15 protein-coding genes are annotated in these 17210 nt (G+C 57.9%); 4 read left to right on the top strand and 11 right to left on the bottom strand.

Going from position 1 to position 17210, the window contains the following annotated elements:
- Positions 1–374: 374 nt before the first annotated feature.
- The 3 genes from AFK62_RS00980 to AFK62_RS00990 form a co-directional block, all read right to left on the bottom strand.
- Positions 375–737, bottom strand: a complete 363-nt coding sequence (locus tag AFK62_RS00980; RefSeq protein ID WP_007667748.1) for a YibL family ribosome-associated protein — start codon at positions 735–737, stop codon at positions 375–377.
- A gap of 129 nt (positions 738–866) precedes the next feature.
- Positions 867–2384 (bottom strand): glycerol kinase GlpK, encoded by a 1518-nt coding sequence (gene glpK, locus AFK62_RS00985; RefSeq protein ID WP_007667751.1) that lies wholly within the window; start codon positions 2382–2384, stop codon positions 867–869.
- A gap of 20 nt (positions 2385–2404) precedes the next feature.
- Entirely contained in the window at positions 2405–3253 is an 849-nt protein-coding gene (locus tag AFK62_RS00990) for an MIP/aquaporin family protein (RefSeq protein ID WP_007667754.1), read from the bottom strand.
- A 434-nt stretch (positions 3254–3687) separates the two neighbouring features.
- On the opposite strand from AFK62_RS00990, the gene zapB reads away from it, so the two are divergent.
- Positions 3688–3927, top strand: coding sequence for a septal ring assembly protein ZapB (gene zapB, locus AFK62_RS00995; RefSeq protein WP_007667757.1), 240 nt, complete (start codon positions 3688–3690; stop codon positions 3925–3927).
- A 49-nt stretch (positions 3928–3976) separates the two neighbouring features.
- On the opposite strand, the gene rraA is transcribed toward zapB, so the two are convergent.
- The 7 genes from rraA to priA all read right to left on the bottom strand — a co-directional run bounded on the left by rraA (position 3977) and on the right by priA (position 12138).
- Positions 3977–4462 carry a ribonuclease E activity regulator RraA gene (gene rraA / locus AFK62_RS01000; protein ID WP_007667760.1) on the bottom strand — a complete coding sequence of 162 codons (486 nt, stop codon included), beginning with the start codon at positions 4460–4462 and terminating at the stop codon, positions 3977–3979.
- 92 nt (positions 4463–4554) lie between these two features.
- Positions 4555–5487 carry a 1,4-dihydroxy-2-naphthoate polyprenyltransferase gene (gene menA, locus AFK62_RS01005; protein ID WP_053531675.1) on the bottom strand — a complete coding sequence of 311 codons (933 nt, stop codon included), beginning with the start codon at positions 5485–5487 and terminating at the stop codon, positions 4555–4557.
- A gap of 180 nt (positions 5488–5667) precedes the next feature.
- Entirely contained in the window at positions 5668–6999 is a 1332-nt protein-coding gene (hslU, locus tag AFK62_RS01010; protein WP_007667765.1) for an HslU--HslV peptidase ATPase subunit, read from the bottom strand.
- Between the two features lie 10 nt (positions 7000–7009).
- Positions 7010–7540 (bottom strand): ATP-dependent protease subunit HslV, encoded by a 531-nt coding sequence (hslV, locus tag AFK62_RS01015; protein WP_032984129.1) that lies wholly within the window; start codon positions 7538–7540, stop codon positions 7010–7012.
- A 91-nt stretch (positions 7541–7631) separates the two neighbouring features.
- Positions 7632–8666: a cell division protein FtsN gene (gene ftsN / locus AFK62_RS01020; protein ID WP_007667768.1), complete on the bottom strand. Its 1035-nt coding sequence runs from the start codon at positions 8664–8666 to the stop codon at positions 7632–7634.
- Between the two features lie 86 nt (positions 8667–8752).
- Entirely contained in the window at positions 8753–9787 is a 1035-nt protein-coding gene (gene cytR, locus AFK62_RS01025) for a DNA-binding transcriptional regulator CytR (protein WP_007667771.1), read from the bottom strand.
- A 155-nt stretch (positions 9788–9942) separates the two neighbouring features.
- Positions 9943–12138 (bottom strand): primosomal protein N', encoded by a 2196-nt coding sequence (priA, locus tag AFK62_RS01030; protein WP_007667802.1) that lies wholly within the window; start codon positions 12136–12138, stop codon positions 9943–9945.
- A gap of 203 nt (positions 12139–12341) precedes the next feature.
- Here priA and rpmE point away from each other — a divergent pair, with 203 nt between their 5' ends.
- Positions 12342–12554 carry a 50S ribosomal protein L31 gene (gene rpmE, locus AFK62_RS01035; protein ID WP_004385728.1) on the top strand — a complete coding sequence of 71 codons (213 nt, stop codon included), beginning with the start codon at positions 12342–12344 and terminating at the stop codon, positions 12552–12554.
- A 92-nt stretch (positions 12555–12646) separates the two neighbouring features.
- Here rpmE and metJ read toward each other — a convergent pair whose 3' ends face one another.
- Positions 12647–12964 (bottom strand): met regulon transcriptional regulator MetJ, encoded by a 318-nt coding sequence (gene metJ, locus AFK62_RS01040; protein WP_004385727.1) that lies wholly within the window; start codon positions 12962–12964, stop codon positions 12647–12649.
- A 281-nt stretch (positions 12965–13245) separates the two neighbouring features.
- Here metJ and metB point away from each other — a divergent pair, with 281 nt between their 5' ends.
- Positions 13246–14400, top strand: coding sequence for a cystathionine gamma-synthase (metB, locus tag AFK62_RS01045; protein WP_007667808.1), 1155 nt, complete (start codon positions 13246–13248; stop codon positions 14398–14400).
- Positions 14401–14409: 9 nt separating this feature from the next.
- Positions 14410–16842 carry a bifunctional aspartate kinase/homoserine dehydrogenase II gene (locus AFK62_RS01050; protein ID WP_007667810.1) on the top strand — a complete coding sequence of 811 codons (2433 nt, stop codon included), beginning with the start codon at positions 14410–14412 and terminating at the stop codon, positions 16840–16842.
- Positions 16843–17210: the final 368 nt, after the last annotated feature.

Raw genomic sequence — 17210 nt, forward strand, 5'->3', positions numbered from 1 at the left:
TGTTAGTTATCAGCAACAGATTGGTTATGGTTTTTTGGGGTTTTGTGAGAGGACGGCAAATTTGCGAGAGAATTGGTAGGGCCACTTAGCTCTTTTCAAGAACGTTAAGTTTCGGGAGGGAGGCTCGCCAGGACGCGTGGTGGGTTTGGTAAACAGGCTCAGGCGTGATACTCGCTGTGATTAAAAGCTGACAGGGAAAGCATAAAACTGGAGGCGAGGGGCAATGGAGCGTACGGCGTTTCCCTGAACAACAGAGTGACGTACTTTCAGGAGAGGGGCGTTAGCGGCACTTTTCCCGGCCAGTGCGCTCAGCATGATGTTTTTAGCGGTGGGATAAAAAGATAGCGGGCCGGTATGCCAGCCCGCGTGTGGGATCAAAAGTCGGTTTTTGCAAAGCCAGTCATTTCTTTCAGGCCCATTTCGCGGCCCAGCGCCGTCATCGGGTGAACGACAACCAGCCCGCGCACGCTTTTCTTAAGCTTGCCCATATCCGCCTGCTCTTTTTTGGTAATGGGGCGCTTATACGGCATCGCCATCAGCTTCTGGGCTTCTTTGCTGAGCTTGTCGGTACGCACGTCTTTCAGGCGAGCGATTTCTGCTTCCAGCTTCGTTATCTCTTGCTCAAGCTCGGCATATTTGTCGGCAGCTTCCGTCAGGGAAACGGCCGCCTGCTGGTGACGCATGGCGTCGAGCTTGTCGCTCAGACGTTTAATTTCAGCTTTTTCGATCTCTTTCATTCACACAAACCATCAGAAAAGGGGGAGTTGCTGCAAAGGATACACTATTGCGGGGAATGAATGAAAAAAGGGGCAAAAGTCTCCCGCCCGAAGGCGGGAGAAAAGGGGGGAGACCAATGAGGTTAACGCTTACTCGTTGTCGTGCTCTTCCCAGGCCATCGCGCGTTTCACCGCTTTACGCCAGCCTTCGTAGCGGTAATTACGCTCGGTGGTTTCAATACCCGGGCGGAACTCACGCTCAATCACGGCTTTTTCCTGCAGCTCATCCAGGTTCTGCCAGTAGCCCACCGCGAGGCCCGCCAGGTAGGCCGCGCCCAGTGCGGTCACTTCACGAACTTCCGGGCGCTCCACGCGGGTGCCGAGGATGTCAGACTGGAACTGCATCAGGAAGTTGTTGGCAACGGCACCGCCGTCGACACGCAGGGCGTGCAGACGAATCCCCGAGTCCGCCTGCATCGCTTCCAGCACGTCGCGGGTCTGGTAAGCGATGGATTCAAGCGTTGCACGGATAATGTGGTTGGAGTTGACGCCACGGGTCAGGCCGAAAATCGCACCGCGGGCGTACGGATCCCAGTAGGGCGCGCCGAGGCCGGTAAATGCCGGTACTACGTAGACGCCGTTGGTGTCTTTTACTTTGGTCGCGAAATATTCGGAGTCAAACGCATCGCTGATGAGTTTCATCTCGTCGCGCAGCCACTGAATGGACGCGCCTGCCATAAACACGGCGCCTTCCAGCGCGTAATTCACTTCACCGCGTGGGCCGCAGGCAATGGTCGTCAGTAGGCCATGCGTTGATGCCACGGCTTTCTCGCCGGTGTTCATCAGCATAAAGCAGCCGGTGCCGTAGGTGTTTTTCGCCATCCCTTCTTTCACGCAGAGCTGGCCGAACAGCGCCGCCTGCTGGTCGCCTGCGATACCGGCGATAGGAATACGCGTGCCGCCTTTACCGCCGATGTTAGTCTGGCCATAAACTTCGGACGACTTACGCACCTGCGGCAACATGGCGCGCGGGATATCCAGCGCGTCCAGCATTTTGTCATCCCAGTCCAGCTCGTGGATGTTGAACAACATGGTGCGCGAGGCGTTGGTGTAGTCGGTCACGTGAACGCGGCCCTGGGTCATTTTCCAGATAAGCCAGGTATCCACGGTGCCGAACAGCAGTTCGCCGCGCCTGGCGCGCTCGCGGGACCCCTCAACGTGGTCGAGGATCCATTTTACTTTGGTGCCGGAGAAGTACGGGTCGATAACCAGGCCTGTCGCCTCACGCACGTACTCTTCCATGCCGTCGCGCTTGAGCTTCTCGCAAATCTCTGAGGTACGGCGACACTGCCAGACGATAGCGTTGTGAATCGGCTTGCCGGTTTCACGTTCCCAGACCACCGCGGTTTCGCGCTGGTTGGTAATGCCGATGGCGGCGATTTGATCAGAGCTGATATCCGCTTTCGCCAGCGCTTCGACCAGCGTGGAGCTCTGAGATGCCCAAATCTCCATCGGATCGTGCTCTACCCAGCCTGGACGCGGATAGATTTGTTCAAATTCGCGCTGGGAGACGCTGACGATATTCGCGTCGTGATCCAGCACCACGGCGCGGGAGCTGGTCGTGCCCTGGTCGAGCGCAACAATATATTTTTTTTCTGAAGTCATCATTTTTTTGTCCCGTCAATCTGTTACAGCGAAGCTTTCTGTTGTGCGCTGGTCGTCGAAGCTTTGTCCGCTTCCTCCTCACAGGTATCGCACGGTAAATGGCGGCCAATCAGTTTGCGATAGCCGAACGCGCCAAGCGCCGCGCCGACGACCGGGCCCAGGGCCGGCACCAGGAAGTAAGGAATATCACGCCCGCCGGTAAAGGCGACGTTACCCCAGCCTGCGAGCCAGGCGAACGCCTTCGGCCCTAAATCACGCGCCGGGTTCATGGCAAAGCCGGTCAGAGGACCCATGGACGCGCCGATGACCGCAATCAGCAGACCAATCAGCAACGGGGCCAGCGGGCCACGCGGAATACCGTTGCCATCGTCAGTCAGCGCCAGGATAACGCCCATCAGAATGGCGGTAATAATCATTTCAACCGCAAACGCCTGAACCAGGTTGATATGCGGGTTGGGATAGGTAGAGAAAATACCGGCCAGGTCGAGACTTTCGACACTGCCGCGAACCATATGGTGAGTCTGTTCGTAATCGAGGAAAAGATTGTAATAAAGCCCGTAAACTAACGCCGCTGCGCAAAAGGCGCCGGCAAACTGAGAAATAATAAAAGGAACAACTTTGCGCCTGTCGAAACAGGCAAACAGCCACAACGCGATGGTTACCGCCGGGTTAAGATGCGCGCCGGAAACGCCTGCAGTCAGGTAAATGGCCATCGCCACGCCCAGACCCCAGATGATGCTGATTTCCCACTGTCCGAAACTGGCTCCTGCCACTTTCAGCGCCGCCACGCAGCCCACACCGAAGAAAATCAACAACCCGGTACCGAGGAATTCGGCGATGCACTCGCCTTTTAAGGTTGATGTTTGACTCATAATCGGGTCCTGAAGGCTAATTGATGATTATTGTATGCATGGCGCCGAAGACGACCATGATGTCTTGTAGACATGGTGTTAACTTATCGTTAACGAACAAAAACGAGAAATATCGAAATTGAAATGTGTGTGTTACGTCAAGAAAATGAGCGTTTTCGCGCTCGATGACGCGTTTTTCGGACATCCGGGAGTGAGAGCTGAATCATTTCATTAACTATCATGTTAACAATTTACCGAAGCGTGAGGCGAATACACTCGGTTTAGACTGAAAATCCGCGCAAACCGCAATCCGTGCGGCTTGTCGCTGGACAGGGGCACAAGGGCTTCATACAATCGGGACTAGTGTTGTGCGCACAGGTTACTTAAGGCGTCGCCGGACACCGGGACGAGGATAGTCATCCATCAACGCCTTGCAATTCAGGAGAGGTAGTACGATGTCATTTGAAGTGTTTGAAAAACTGGAAGCGAAAGTACAGCAGGCTGTTGATACCATCACCCTGTTGCAGATGGAAATCGAAGAGCTGAAAGACAAGAATAATCATCTTGCTCAGGAAGTACAGAACGCGCAGGGCAGCCGCGAAGCGCTGGAGCAGGAAAACCACCAGCTGCGCGAACAGCAGCACGTCTGGCAGGAACGCCTTCAGGCGCTGCTGGGTAAAATGGAAGAAGTATGATTATACGGCTTTGACCAAAAAGAACGGGCGCTCAGGGCGCCCGTTTTTATTACTCGATATCCAGCGGATCTTCGGAAAGGATGATACCGGTGTTGTCGGCGTAAAGATGGTCGCCGGAGAAGAAGGTGACGCCGCCGAAATTAACGCGTATGTCGCTCTCGCCAATGCCTTCGCCAGCTGCTCCCACCGGAATAGCCGCCAGCGCCTGGATACCTACATCCAGCTCCGCGAGATCATCAACCTGACGCACAGCGCCGTAAACCACAATGCCTTCCCATTCGTTCTGCACCGCAAGGCGCGCCAGTTCAGCATCAATCAAGGCGCGGCGAACGGAACCGCCGCCATCAACCAGTAAAACGCGTCCGCGGCCATTTTCCTCGAGCAGCTCATACAGCAACCCGTTGTCCTCGAAACATTTCACCGTGATGATTTGCCCGCCAAAAGAAGCACGGCCGCCGAAGTTGGAGAACAGAGGCTCCACAACGTTGACCTCTTCCTGGTAGATGTCACAAAGCTCAGAAGTATCGTATTTCATAGGTTTAACGTTCAGTTGCTGCAAGAGCTGTCAGTATATCGCTTAACGCGCGCTGTTGGCAAAATCATCAATTGTTAATTGATGCGGGTCAGTTAAACCAGGCGCTGACTGACTACCAGCCCGAGGATGAATAACAGATTCACCAGCAGCGCTGCTTTCACGGTGCGCTCGAGCATCGGGCGCATCGCCGCCGGTTCGGTTTCGCGCAGAACGAAACGCGCCTGACGGACCAGCAGCGGCGTTGCCAGCAGGAACAGCCAGCCCCAGAGGTTTTGCAGCCAGAGCAGGTTAAACACCGCGAGACACGCCAGCGCGCCAAAGAGCAGGGTGACGTGATAACGGCGTGCCACGACGGGCCCAAGGCGCACCGCCAGCGTGTTCTTACCGTTGCGGCGATCGCTGTCGATATCTCGCAGGTTATTGATATTAAGAACGGCCGCAGCCAGTAAACCGCAGGCTGTCGCCGGCAGCCAGACGGGCGAAATCAGCGAGTGCGCCTGTAAATACCAGCTGCCGAGCACGCTCAGCCAGCCGAAGAACACCAGCACCGAGAGATCGCCAAGCCCCATGTACCCGTACGGGCGCGTGCCGACGGTGTAGGTAATCGCGGCGAGAATTGAGAGCGCGCCGAGCGCCAGAAACCCGAGTACATCAGCCAGGCTGTGGCAGGCGACTTTCACAAGCGCCAGCCCCGAAAGGCAAATCAGCGCCACGGTGAGCATAATTGCGCGCTTCATCTGCGGCGCGGTGATGGCCCCTTTTTGCATGCCGCGCAACGGGCCAATGCGATCCGGTTGATCGCTGCCTTTCACGGCATCGCCATAATCGTTAGCCAGATTAGAGAGAATTTGCAGCAGGCCGGCGGTCAGCAGCGCCAGCAGGGTAACGACGGGGTCAAAATGGCCTTGCCACCAGGCGAGCGCGCTGCCGACAAGAATGGCGGAAAAAGCCAGCGGCAGCGTGCGCGGTCGCAGGCTCTCAAGCCAGGCCTGGGTACGACTTACCGAATGCGAGTGTGTATTCATAGACGAATCTGCGCCAATAAAAATGAGGGCTTGTCTGCCTGACGAAGCTGCGGGTTGTCGGCGCGGCCTGTGGAGCCCGGCGTAATAATGCCGCCGGGGACAGGCTGACCGCCTTACCGCACCTCACGTCAGGCGGGACAAAAGCCCTCACCAAAAGTGATGAAAATGCGTTGAGCGCGATTATAAGATAAAACGGCTCAGATCTTCATCTGCCACCAGTGCATCCAGGTGTTTGCTCACATATTCCGCATCAATAGTGATAGTCTCGCCGCCCAGATCGCTTGCGTCATAGGAGATATCCTCCATCAGGCGCTCCAGTACGGTATGCAGGCGGCGTGCGCCGATGTTCTCGGTAGTTTCGTTCACCTGCCACGCCGCCTGCGCGATACGCTTGATGCCGTCGTCGGTAAACTCAATGTGCACGCCTTCGGTCTCCATCAGCGCTTTGTACTGCACCGTGACGGAAGCATTCGGCTCGGTGAGGATGCGCTCGAAATCTTCGGCAGTCAGCGCCTGAAGCTCAACGCGAATAGGCAGACGACCCTGCAGTTCCGGAATGAGATCGGACGGGCTTGCCACCTGGAACGCGCCGGAAGCAATAAACAGAATATGGTCGGTTTTCACCATGCCGTGCTTTGTCGATACGGTGCAACCTTCCACCAGCGGCAGCAGGTCACGCTGTACGCCTTCACGAGAGACATCCGGACCGGACACGTTGCCGCGCTTACAGATTTTGTCGATCTCATCAATAAACACGATGCCGTGTTGCTCGACCGCTTCGATGGCTTGTTCTTTCAGCTCTTCCGGGTTGACCAGCTTAGCGGCTTCTTCTTCGACCAGCAGTTTCATCGCGTCTTTGATTTTGAGCTTGCGCGGCTTCTGCTTCTGGCCGCCCAGGTTCTGGAACATGGACTGCAGCTGGCTGGTCATTTCTTCCATGCCCGGAGGCGCCATGATCTCAACGCCCATTGGCGCGGCGGCCAGATTGATTTCAATCTCTTTGTCGTCGAGTTCGCCTTCGCGCAGTTTTTTGCGAAACGCCTGACGCGCGGCGGATGGCTCCTGCTGCTGTTCCGGCTGGCCCCAGTTGTTTTTAGCCGGCGGGATCAGCACATCAAGAATGCGCTCTTCGGCCATCTCTTCGGCGCGGTAGCGGTTTTTCTCAATGGACTGCATGCGTACCATTTTAATGGCGGAGTCGGTCAGATCGCGGATGATAGAATCTACTTCTTTACCAACATAACCCACTTCGGTGAATTTCGTTGCTTCAACTTTAATAAACGGCGCGTTGGCGAGTTTCGCCAGGCGACGGGCGATTTCCGTTTTACCCACGCCGGTCGGGCCAATCATCAGAATGTTTTTCGGCGTGACTTCATGGCGCAGCTCTTCATCAAGCTGCATACGGCGCCAGCGGTTACGCAGCGCAATAGCGACAGAACGCTTCGCCGCGTCCTGACCAATAATGTGTTTGTCGAGTTCGCTGACAATTTCGCGTGGAGTCATTTCAGACATGGGAGGGTCCTTACGCTTTGGAGGTCAATTCTTCGATAGTGAGGAAGTGGTTGGTGTAGATGCAGATATCACCTGCAATCCCCAGCGACTTCTCCACAATGTCACGAGCGCCAAGCTCGGTGTTTTCCAGCAGCGCGCGTGCCGCAGCCTGCGCGTAAGGCCCGCCGGAACCAATGGCGATCAGATCGTTTTCCGGCTGCACTACATCGCCGTTACCGGTGATAATCAGTGAGGCGTTCTCGTCCGCCACTGCCAGCAGCGCTTCAAGGCGGCGCAGCATACGGTCAGTACGCCAGTCTTTCGCCAGTTCAACAGCGGCTTTCACCAGGTGGCCCTGGTGCATTTCCAGTTTGCGTTCAAAGAGTTCAAACAGGGTAAAGGCGTCGGCGGTGCCGCCTGCAAAGCCCGCGATAACTTTGTCGTTATACAGACGGCGGACTTTCTTCACGTTGCCTTTCATTACGGTGTTGCCCAGGGTGGCCTGGCCGTCACCACCGATCACTACCTGGCCGTTGCGGCGCACACTTACTATTGTTGTCACGAGCAAACCCCTTATTGCATAAGCTGAAGACAGCGCCCCGCAGGTGATACGGGGCAGAATGCAATTATAGATGGGGGGCGTTTCGGGGGTTTCAACCCCCGGAGGCGAGACGAATGCAGTTTGAATGGCCCGCCATCTTCAGGCGGTTGAGGGTGCCATCGGCGTTATCTTTGCCTTTAATCGGCCCGATAACGACGCGGTTCCAGCCATTGTTAGAGGTAATGCGCGAATCGAAACCTTCAAAGGCCAGCTGGGCACGGACGGTTTCTGCCTGTTCGGTACCTTTGAACGAACCGCACTGTACCATCCAGCGGCGTTCGTCTTTTTTCTCGGCAGGTTTCGCTGTCTCTGCTTCACGCGTCACCGGTGCGGTCTGCGCGGGCTTGCTTTGCACGGTTTCACGCTGCGAGGTATGCGCTGGCGTCTGGAGCAAATCCTGATACGGCGCGTTGGTCGCCTGCTGCGAACGCAGCTGCGCTGGTTGCGTAGTGCGCGCCGGTGGCGGGGTCTGCACCGTGCGGGTCTGCGGCGGCTGATACGCCGGCGGCTGACGCGTTTCAACGCGCGGCGTTTCCGTACGCGGTGCGGCACGCATCGGCTGTTGCGCCGTGTTATTCCACTGTTGTTGCTGTTGCTGTTGCTGTTGTTGAAGTTGTCTCTGGCGTTGCAGCGTTTGCTGACGCTGCGCCGGAGTCTGTTCGTTCCACGGCACTTCGCTGAGCTGGGTCGGCTGCTGGCGCATATCCGCCTGCATCTGGTCGAGCAACTGACGCTGTTCGTTGGTCAGTTGATCCTGATTCATGATTTCCCCGCCTGCGGAAGGCTCGGTCGGCTTCAATACGCCCGGCTGGCGACTCTCCAGCTCTTTGATGTAACGCCAGCGCTCTTCAGGCTTAGGCGGCAGGCCATTGCCTGTGACTTTATGACCCGGCAGCGTTTCCGACTCTTCTTTCTTATGATGCGTAATAAAGTACAGACCACCAATAAAGGCGACCAGCGCCGCCGCTGCTATAGCGACCATCGCCGGTGAAACAGCAGGCAGGTTACGTTGCTTTTTGCGGGTGTTGGTTTTCTTGCGCCGCGCGGGCGTCGGCTGTCCGCGGCGTACATAATCTCGTTGTGCCACTATCGTTTCGCTGTATCCATTCGTTATCAGCCCGCCATGTTACTTAAGGGACGGGCCTTTGACCAGATAAGGAGTCTTAAAGCCGGTTAATTTCGCGGCTTCGGGGCACGGGTGGTGCCGCGCAGCACCAGTTCGCAATCCAGCAGGCGCGAACCACTGCTGACAGTGTGGCCGTTGAGCTGGCTTAACAGTAACAGCATCGCTTCACGGCCAATATCAAACCGTGGTTGCGCGATGGTGGTCAGCGGCGGATCGCAAAACTCCGCTAACGCGATGTTATCAAAGCCGATGATGGAGAGATCTTCCGGTACGCGATAGCCGCGACGCTTCGCCCGTGACAGCGCGCCGAGCGCCATTACGTCGCTGTGGCAGAAAATTGCTGTCGGCGGCTGCGGCAGGCTCAACAACTGTTCCAGCGCGCTGGCACCCGCCTCGTAGGTGAAATCACCGCGGGCGATGTAATGCGGGTCGACCGTCATGCCGCTGCGGCGCAGCGCCTGCACGTAGCCCTGCAAGCGATAATGGCACAACGGCATCTCTTCCGGCCCGGCGATACACGCGATGCGCTGATGACCCAGTTCATGCAGATAATTCACCGCGTTAAAGGCGGCAGTGAGGTTGTCGATATGCACCGTCGGCAGTTCCAGCTCTGGTGCGAATTCGTTTGCCATCACCATCGGCGGCAGGTTGCGCTGCTCTTCTTTACTGGCGTCAAACGGCAGGCGCGAGCCGAGCAGCAGCATACCGTCTATCTGCTTAGTGATGATGAGATCAATGAACGTTTTTTCCTGCTGATTTTGATGCGCGCAGTCGCCAATCAGTACCAGATACCCCTGTTCCGCCGCGGTGACTTCAATGCCGCGAATAATCTCGCTGAAAAACGGATCGCAGATGTCCGGAACAATCACCAGAATGGTGCGTGATTCATTACGTTTGAGGTTTCGGTTTAACGATCCGGGCAGATAACCGACATCTATCGCGGCCTGCTCCACGCGGTTACGGGTAGCCTGAGAGACTTTTTCGGGGTTCATCAGGGCTCGGGATACCGTCGCGGTAGAGACGCGGGCGCGAACGGCGACATCTTTCATGGTTGCGGCGGCAACCTGCTTTTTGGACTTCACTTCATCTCCTCGTCGCGCGCAGGCGCAGACTCGTCCTGTAATCTGACACGCCTCACATTCTTAACAGATCTTGAGCGCGGCGGTTACAAAAATTACATCAGAGATGTGACGGATATTAAATTTTACGATCCGTTTCGCAGAAGCGGGCGGGGCGCTTAGCCTTCGGTGGGGTCAACGTCGAGCGTCCATTTCACTTTACGCGCGGCAGGCAGCGTGCCCACCAGCGGCAGACTTCCCGCGACGATACGCTGAAGCTGCAAACGCGACGGATGTTGCAGCAAGAGTTGCCAGCGGTAGCGGCCGCCGCGTTTTGGTTGTAATGCGGGCACCGGGCCGAGCAGCCAGAGCTTGTCATCCGCAAGCGGGCTTGCCTGAAGCAGATTACGCAATTGCTGGAGGAACGCGGGCGCGTCCTGGTTATGGTGATCTTCTGCGCGAATCAAAATATGGCTGCTGTAAGGCGGCAGCCAGACGCTGCTGCGCTCGGTCAGCGCCTGATCGGCAAACGCGTCGTACCCCTGATGCAGCAACGTCTGCAACAGCGGATGTTCCGGGTGGTGCGTTTGCAACACCACTTCACCCTGTTTTCCCGCGCGCCCGGCGCGGCCTGCCACCTGGGTGTAAAGCTGGGCGAAGCGCTCCGCCGAGCGGAAATCAGCGCAAAACAGCGCGCCATCGACATCCAGCAGCGCCACCAGCGTGACGTCGGGAAAGTGATGTCCTTTGGCCAGCATCTGGGTGCCAATCAAAATGCGCGCGCCGCCACGATGAACTTCGGCGAGTTGCTCTTCAAGCGCCCCTTTGCGGCTCGTCGTGTCACGGTCGATGCGCGAGAGCGGCACGCCGGGGAAGAGTGGCGCGAGACTCTGTTCCAGTTGCTCCGTGCCAAGCCCTACCGGCACCAGATGCGTGGAGCCGCAGCCCGGACACTGGCGCGGCACCGGACGCTGGCTGTCGCAATGGTGGCAGCGCAACTGATGTTGCGCCTGATGCAGCGTGTAGTAGTGATCGCAGCGCGGGCATTCGGCTATCCAGCCGCAGTCATGGCACAGCAGCGCAGGTGCGAAGCCGCGGCGGTTAAGAAACAGAATGACCTGATTATCGGCCTGCAAATGCTGGCGCATCCGGGCGACCAGTGCTGGTGCGAGACCTGCCTGTAGCGCCTGGCCTTTGAGATCCAGCACATGCTGCTGCGCCGGGCGCGCGTTACCCGCGCGGTGGGTCAGCTTCAGCACGCGGTATTTACGCTGGCGCACATTGTGCAGCGTCTCCAGCGCAGGCGTGGCGGAGCCTAAAATAATCGGGATCTGCTCGCTGTGCGCGCGGTAGACCGCCAGATCGCGCGCATGGTAGCGCCAGCCTTCCTGTTGCTTATACGAACTGTCATGCTCTTCATCGATAACAATCACCCCAAGATCTTTAAACGGGGTGAACAGCGCCGAGCGCGTGCCGATAACGATAGCCGCCTCGCCGCTTTTGGCTTTCAGCCAGGCCGCCAGCCGTTCGCTGTCGTTCAGCGCCGAGTGCAGCACTTCTACCGGCGCGTTGAACCGCTCGCGAAAACGCGCGATGGTCTGCGGCGTCAGGCCGATTTCCGGCACCAGCACCAGCGCCTGTTTGCCTTGCGCCAGCGTGTTTTCAAGCACGCTTAAATAGACTTCGGTTTTCCCCGAGCCCGTTACGCCCGCCAGCAGCCAGGCACAGAAGTTGTCCGCTTCGCCGCGAATGGCGCCGACCGCCGTCGCTTGTTCGGTATTAAGCCGCAGGCGGTCACCCGCCACCGAAAACTGGCTGCGCCAGTCGGCGACCGGTGGCAGTTCGCTGCCAAGCTCGCACAGGCCTTTGGCGCGCAGCGCCTGAAGCGCGGCATCGTTAAAGGCCATCTGTGCGACTTCATGGCGCCACAACCTGCGCTGACGCAGCGCCGCCAGCGCTTGTTGCTGTTTTGGCGAACGTTTGAGGCTGTTAAGATCGACCGCCTGGCCTTCTTCGGTGGCGAACCAGTACCAGAGTGGCGCGGGGCTTGCGGGTTTGCCCTGGCGCAGCAGCACCGGCAGCGCGTGAAACAGCACTTCGCCCACGGGATGATGATAATAATCCGCCGCCCAGAGCAGCATTCGCCAGAGCGTAGGCGGGTAGAGCGACGCGCCGTCCAGCACCTCATCCACGCTTTTCAGCTCGCCGAGCGGCAGTTCGCTCTCGTCGCCCACCGCCACCACGACGCCGACGCGCTGCTGACGCCCGAACGGCACGCGCACGCGACACCCCGCCACCGCCGTCATGGTGTCGGGCAGCAGATAGTCAAAGGTGCGGGCAAGCGGAACGGGCAGGGCAACGCGGGCTACAGGCATGAAGGCATCCGGGCTGAGAAAAGGAGCGTCATAGTGTACACTGTGTGTTCATAAATTTGCGGATCAGTTTGCATGGGGCGGTTATTTTCTGTATGATTCGCCGCCTTTGATGCCCTTTAAAAGTATCAAACCGACTTTATCAACATCGCGTGGTGTCTGGCGTAAGGGCTGGAAGAGCGACGCGGCCTTAACTGAGGTTTCCCATGAAAAAAGATATTCACCCGAAATATGTTGAAATCACCGCTACCTGCTCTTGCGGTAACGTGATCAAAACTCGCTCCACCGTTGGCCACGACCTGAACCTGGACGTGTGCGGCAACTGCCACCCGTTCTTCACTGGTAAACAGCGTGTTGTTGATACCGGTGGTCGTGTTGAGCGTTTCAACAAACGCTTCAGCATCCCGGGCAGCAAATAAGTTTCCCGAAAAAAGGCGCCAGACGGCGCCTTTTTTGTTGCTTGCGAGCACAAAACAAAGGCGCCGATGGGCGCCTTTGTCGTTGATGCTAATCAGTATTCCCAGGTATCCGGGTCGATACCCATTTCACGCATGATTACCTTCGCCTCTTCCGGGATCTCGTCGCTGCGCTCTTTACGCAGATCGTCGTCGTCCGGTAAGGGTTGACCGGTAAAGGCGTGAAGGAAAGCCTCACACAGCAGCTCGCTGTTGGTGGCATGGCGCAGGTTGTTAACCTGACGACGGGTGCGTTCATCGGTGAGGATTTTTAACACCTTCAGAGGAATGGAAACCGTAATTTTTTTGACCTGTTCGCTCTTCTTGCCGTGCTCAGCGTAGGGGCTGATATATTCGCCGTTCCATTCAGCCATGAGATACCTTTAATCCTCTCAGTCAGTAGAAAAAGATTAAAACCGGATAGGTCTCACGGTCTTAACCCGATAGTCTGTTATTTAGCAGCGACGGATAATACCGTGACTTCAGTACGGATGCTGCATCACTGCGCAATAAAACACATGATTTTAACGGCTAATCCTGTTTTGCTCAATCTATACGCAAAGAAGTTTAGATGTCCAGATGTATTGACGTCCATAATGGCAATGTTTACTCTGTCACCTGACTTTTCTCCGATAATGCCAGGAAACGACTCCTCATGACGCGTAAACAGGCCACCATCGCAGTTCGCAGCGGGCTTAATGACGACGAGCAGTACGGCTGCGTCGTCCCGCCGATCCACCTCTCCAGCACCTATAACTTCACCGGCTTTAACGAACCGCGCGCACACGACTATTCTCGTCGCGGCAACCCGACGCGCGATGTTGTCCAGCGTGCGCTGGCGGAGCTGGAAGGCGGCGCGGGCGCCGTGCTGACCAACACCGGCATGTCGGCAATTCATCTGGTGACCACCGTTTTCCTGAAGCCTGGCGATCTGCTGGTCGCGCCGCACGACTGTTACGGCGGCAGTTATCGTCTGTTCGACAGCCTCGCGAAACGCGGCTGTTATCGGGTGAAGTTTGTCGATCAGGGCGATGAGGCGGCGTTAAAGGCGGCGCTCGCGGAGCAGCCGAAACTCGTGCTGGTCGAAAGCCCGAGTAATCCCTTGTTGCGCGTGGTGGATATTGCGAAAATTTGCGAACTTTCGCGCGCGGCCGGAGCCATAAGTGTGGTGGATAATACGTTCCTGAGCCCGGCATTGCAGAACCCGCTGGCGCTGGGTGCCGATCTGGTGCTGCACTCCTGCACCAAATACCTCAACGGACATTCCGATGTGGTCGCGGGCGTAGTGATTGCCAAAGATTCGGACACCGTGACCGAGCTTGCCTGGTGGGCGAATAACATCGGCGTGACGGGCGGCGCGTTCGACAGCTATTTGCTGCTGCGCGGCCTGCGCACGCTAAGCCCGCGTATGGAAGTGGCGCAGCGTAACGCCAGCGCGATTGTTGACTTCCTGAAGACCCAGCCGCGGGTGAAAACGTTGTATCATCCGTCGCTGCCGGAAAACGCGGGCCATGACATCGCGGTGCGTCAGCAGAAAGGCTTCGGCGCGATGCTGAGCTTTGAACTTGATGGCGATGAACAGACGCTGCGCCGTTTTCTGGGCGCGCTGGAGCTGTTTACGCTTGCGGAATCCTTAGGTGGGGTGGAAAGCCTGATTTCCCACGCCGCGACGATGACCCATGCGGGCATGGCGCCGGAAGCGCGCGCCGCAGCCGGCATTTCCGAGACGCTGCTGCGCATCTCGACGGGTATTGAAGATAGCGAAGATTTAATTGCCGACCTGGAAAAAGCATTCCAGGCGGCAGGTTAAGGGGTAAGCATGAGTGTTACAGCGCCTGCAGGGACGAACGGTCGTCAGCTGCACAAATTTGGCGGCAGCAGTCTCGCCGACGTGAAATGTTACCTGCGCGTCGCGGGTATCATGGCCGACTATTCCCGCGCCGGGGATATGATGGTGGTTTCCGCGGCAGGCAGCACAACCAACCAGTTGATAAGCTGGCTGAAGTTAAGCCAGAACGATCGTCTCTCCGCCCATCAGGTGCAACAAGCGCTGCGCCGTTACCAGAGTGAGCTTATCTCCGGACTGCTGCCAGCCTCGGTCGCTGACGGGCTGGTGAGCGAATTCATCCGCGATCTGGAGCGTCTCGCGGCGCTGCTTGACGGCACCATCACCGACGCGGTTTATGCCGAAGTTGTGGGGCATGGCGAAATCTGGTCGGCGCGTCTGATGGCCGCCGTACTGAAAGAGCAGGGGCTTGACGCCGCCTGGCTCGACGCGCGCGATTTCCTGCGCGCCGAACGCGCCGCTCAGCCACAGGTTAACGAAGGCCTCTCCTTCCCGCTGTTGCAGCAGTTGCTCGTGCAGCATCCGGGCAAACGACTGGTGGTCACCGGCTTTATCTGCCGTAATGACGCGGGCGAAACCGTTCTGCTTGGCCGTAACGGCTCGGACTACTCCGCGACGCAAATCGGCGCGCTGGCCGGCGTGTCCCGCGTCACCATCTGGAGCGACGTGGCGGGCGTTTACAGCGCCGACCCGCGCAAAGTCAAAGATGCCTGTCTGCTGCCGCTGCTGCGCCTGGATGAGGCGAGCGAACTGGCGCGTCTCGCCGCGCCGGTGCTGCATGCCCGCACGTTACAGCCAGTTTCAGGCAGTGATATCGATCTTCAGCTGCGTTGCAGCTACAGCCCGGAGCAAGGCTCCACGCGTATCGAGCGTGTGCTGGCTTCCGGCACCGGCGCACGTATCGTGACCAGCCATGATGACGTCTGCCTTATCGAATTCACGGTACCGTCGCACCTGGATTTCAAGCTGGCGCATCACGAGGTTGACGCGCAGCTTAAACGCGCGCAGTTGCGTCCGCTGTCAGTGGGCGTCCATCCTGACCGCCGCCTGTTGCAGCTTTGCTACACCTCGGAAGTGGTGGGCAGCGCCCTGAAGCTGCTTGAAGACGCCGCGCTGCCGGGAGAACTGCGCCTGCGCGAAGGTCTGGCGCTGGTCGCGCTGGTCGGCGCGGGCGTCTGCCGTAATCCGCTGCACAGCCACCGTTTCTGGCAGCAGCTTAAAGATCAGCCGGTCGAGTTTATCTGGCAGTCGGAAGAGAGTATCAGTCTTGTCGCCGTTCTGCGCGCGGGCCCGACGGAGAGCCTGATTCAGGGGCTGCACCAGTCGCTGTTCCGGGCGGAAAAGCGCATCGGCCTGATGCTGTTCGGCAAAGGGAATATCGGTTCGCGCTGGCTTGAACTGTTCGCGCGCGAGCAGGAGACACTCTCTGCGCGTACCGGGCTTGAGTTTGTGCTGGCGGGCGTGGTCGACAGCCGCCGTAGCCTGCTCAACTACGAGGGGCTGGACGCGAGCCGCGCGCTGGCCTTCTTTAATGATGAAGCGGTCGAGCAGGATGAAGAGTCGCTGTTTCTGTGGATGCGCGCGCACCCGTACGACGATCTGGTGGTGCTGGATGTGACGGCAAGTGAGAACCTGGCGGATCAGTATCTCGATTTCGCCAGTTACGGTTTTCACGTCATTAGCGCCAATAAACTGGCGGGTGCGAGCAACAGCCAGAACTATCGCCAGATCCGCGACGCGTTTGCGAAAACGGGCCGCCACTGGCTGTATAACGCGACCGTCGGGGCCGGGTTGCCGGTAAACCATACGGTGCGCGATCTGCGTGACAGCGGCGATTCGATTCTTTCCATCAGCGGTATTTTTTCAGGCACGCTGTCGTGGCTGTTTTTACAGTTCGACGGCACGGTGCCGTTTACCGAGCTTGTCGACCAGGCCTGGCAGCAGGGGCTGACCGAGCCTGACCCGCGTGTTGACCTCTCAGGAAAAGACGTGATGCGTAAGCTGGTGATCCTGGCGCGCGAGGCGGGCTACGATATTGAGCCTGACCAGGTGCGCGTGGAATCGCTGGTGCCTGCGGGCTGCGAGGAAGGCTCGGTGGATCATTTCTTTGAATATGGCGATGCCCTAAACGAACAGATGGTGCAACGGCTGGAAGCGGCGCGCGAACTCGGCCTGGTGCTGCGCTATGTGGCGCGTTTCGATGCGAATGGCAAAGCGCGCGTCGGCGTCGAGGCGGTGCGTCCTGAACATCCGCTGGCCTCGCTGCTGCCATGCGACAACGTCTTCGCCATAGAGAGCCGCTGGTATCGCGACAACCCGCTGGTGATCCGCGGGCCAGGCGCGGGCCGCGACGTGACCGCCGGCGCGATTCAGTCCGATCTCAACCGTCTGGCGCAGTTGTTGTAATACGCGTTCGCGATAAAAAAGGAGCCGATGGCTCCTTTTTTGTTTTCCGGTGGGGAAGCCGATGAATTGGCCCAGCCTTGTAAAAGGGCGCCCCGGCGAGGGCAAGGCTTATGCTGCATCCCTCTTCTCTTTGAGGAGAAGGTCGGGGTGAGGGGCGAAGGCGTAATCCGGTTAAGCGAAGCGTCACCTACCTCCCCGCATCACCACCACCGCACGTCTGTACAATCATTGTTCATTCTCTTGTCATGAACCTTTTTCATCTTCACTGAAAAATACTCACATCAAGTGATGATTTACCTGTTGACGGCACCCGGCTTTTCCGTCATTTTTACATCTGGACGTCTAAACGTATAGAAGTCAACCCACGC

The organism is Cronobacter condimenti 1330 (genome assembly GCF_001277255.1).
In the GTDB taxonomy this organism is placed as follows: Bacteria; Pseudomonadota; Gammaproteobacteria; order Enterobacterales; family Enterobacteriaceae; genus Cronobacter; species Cronobacter condimenti.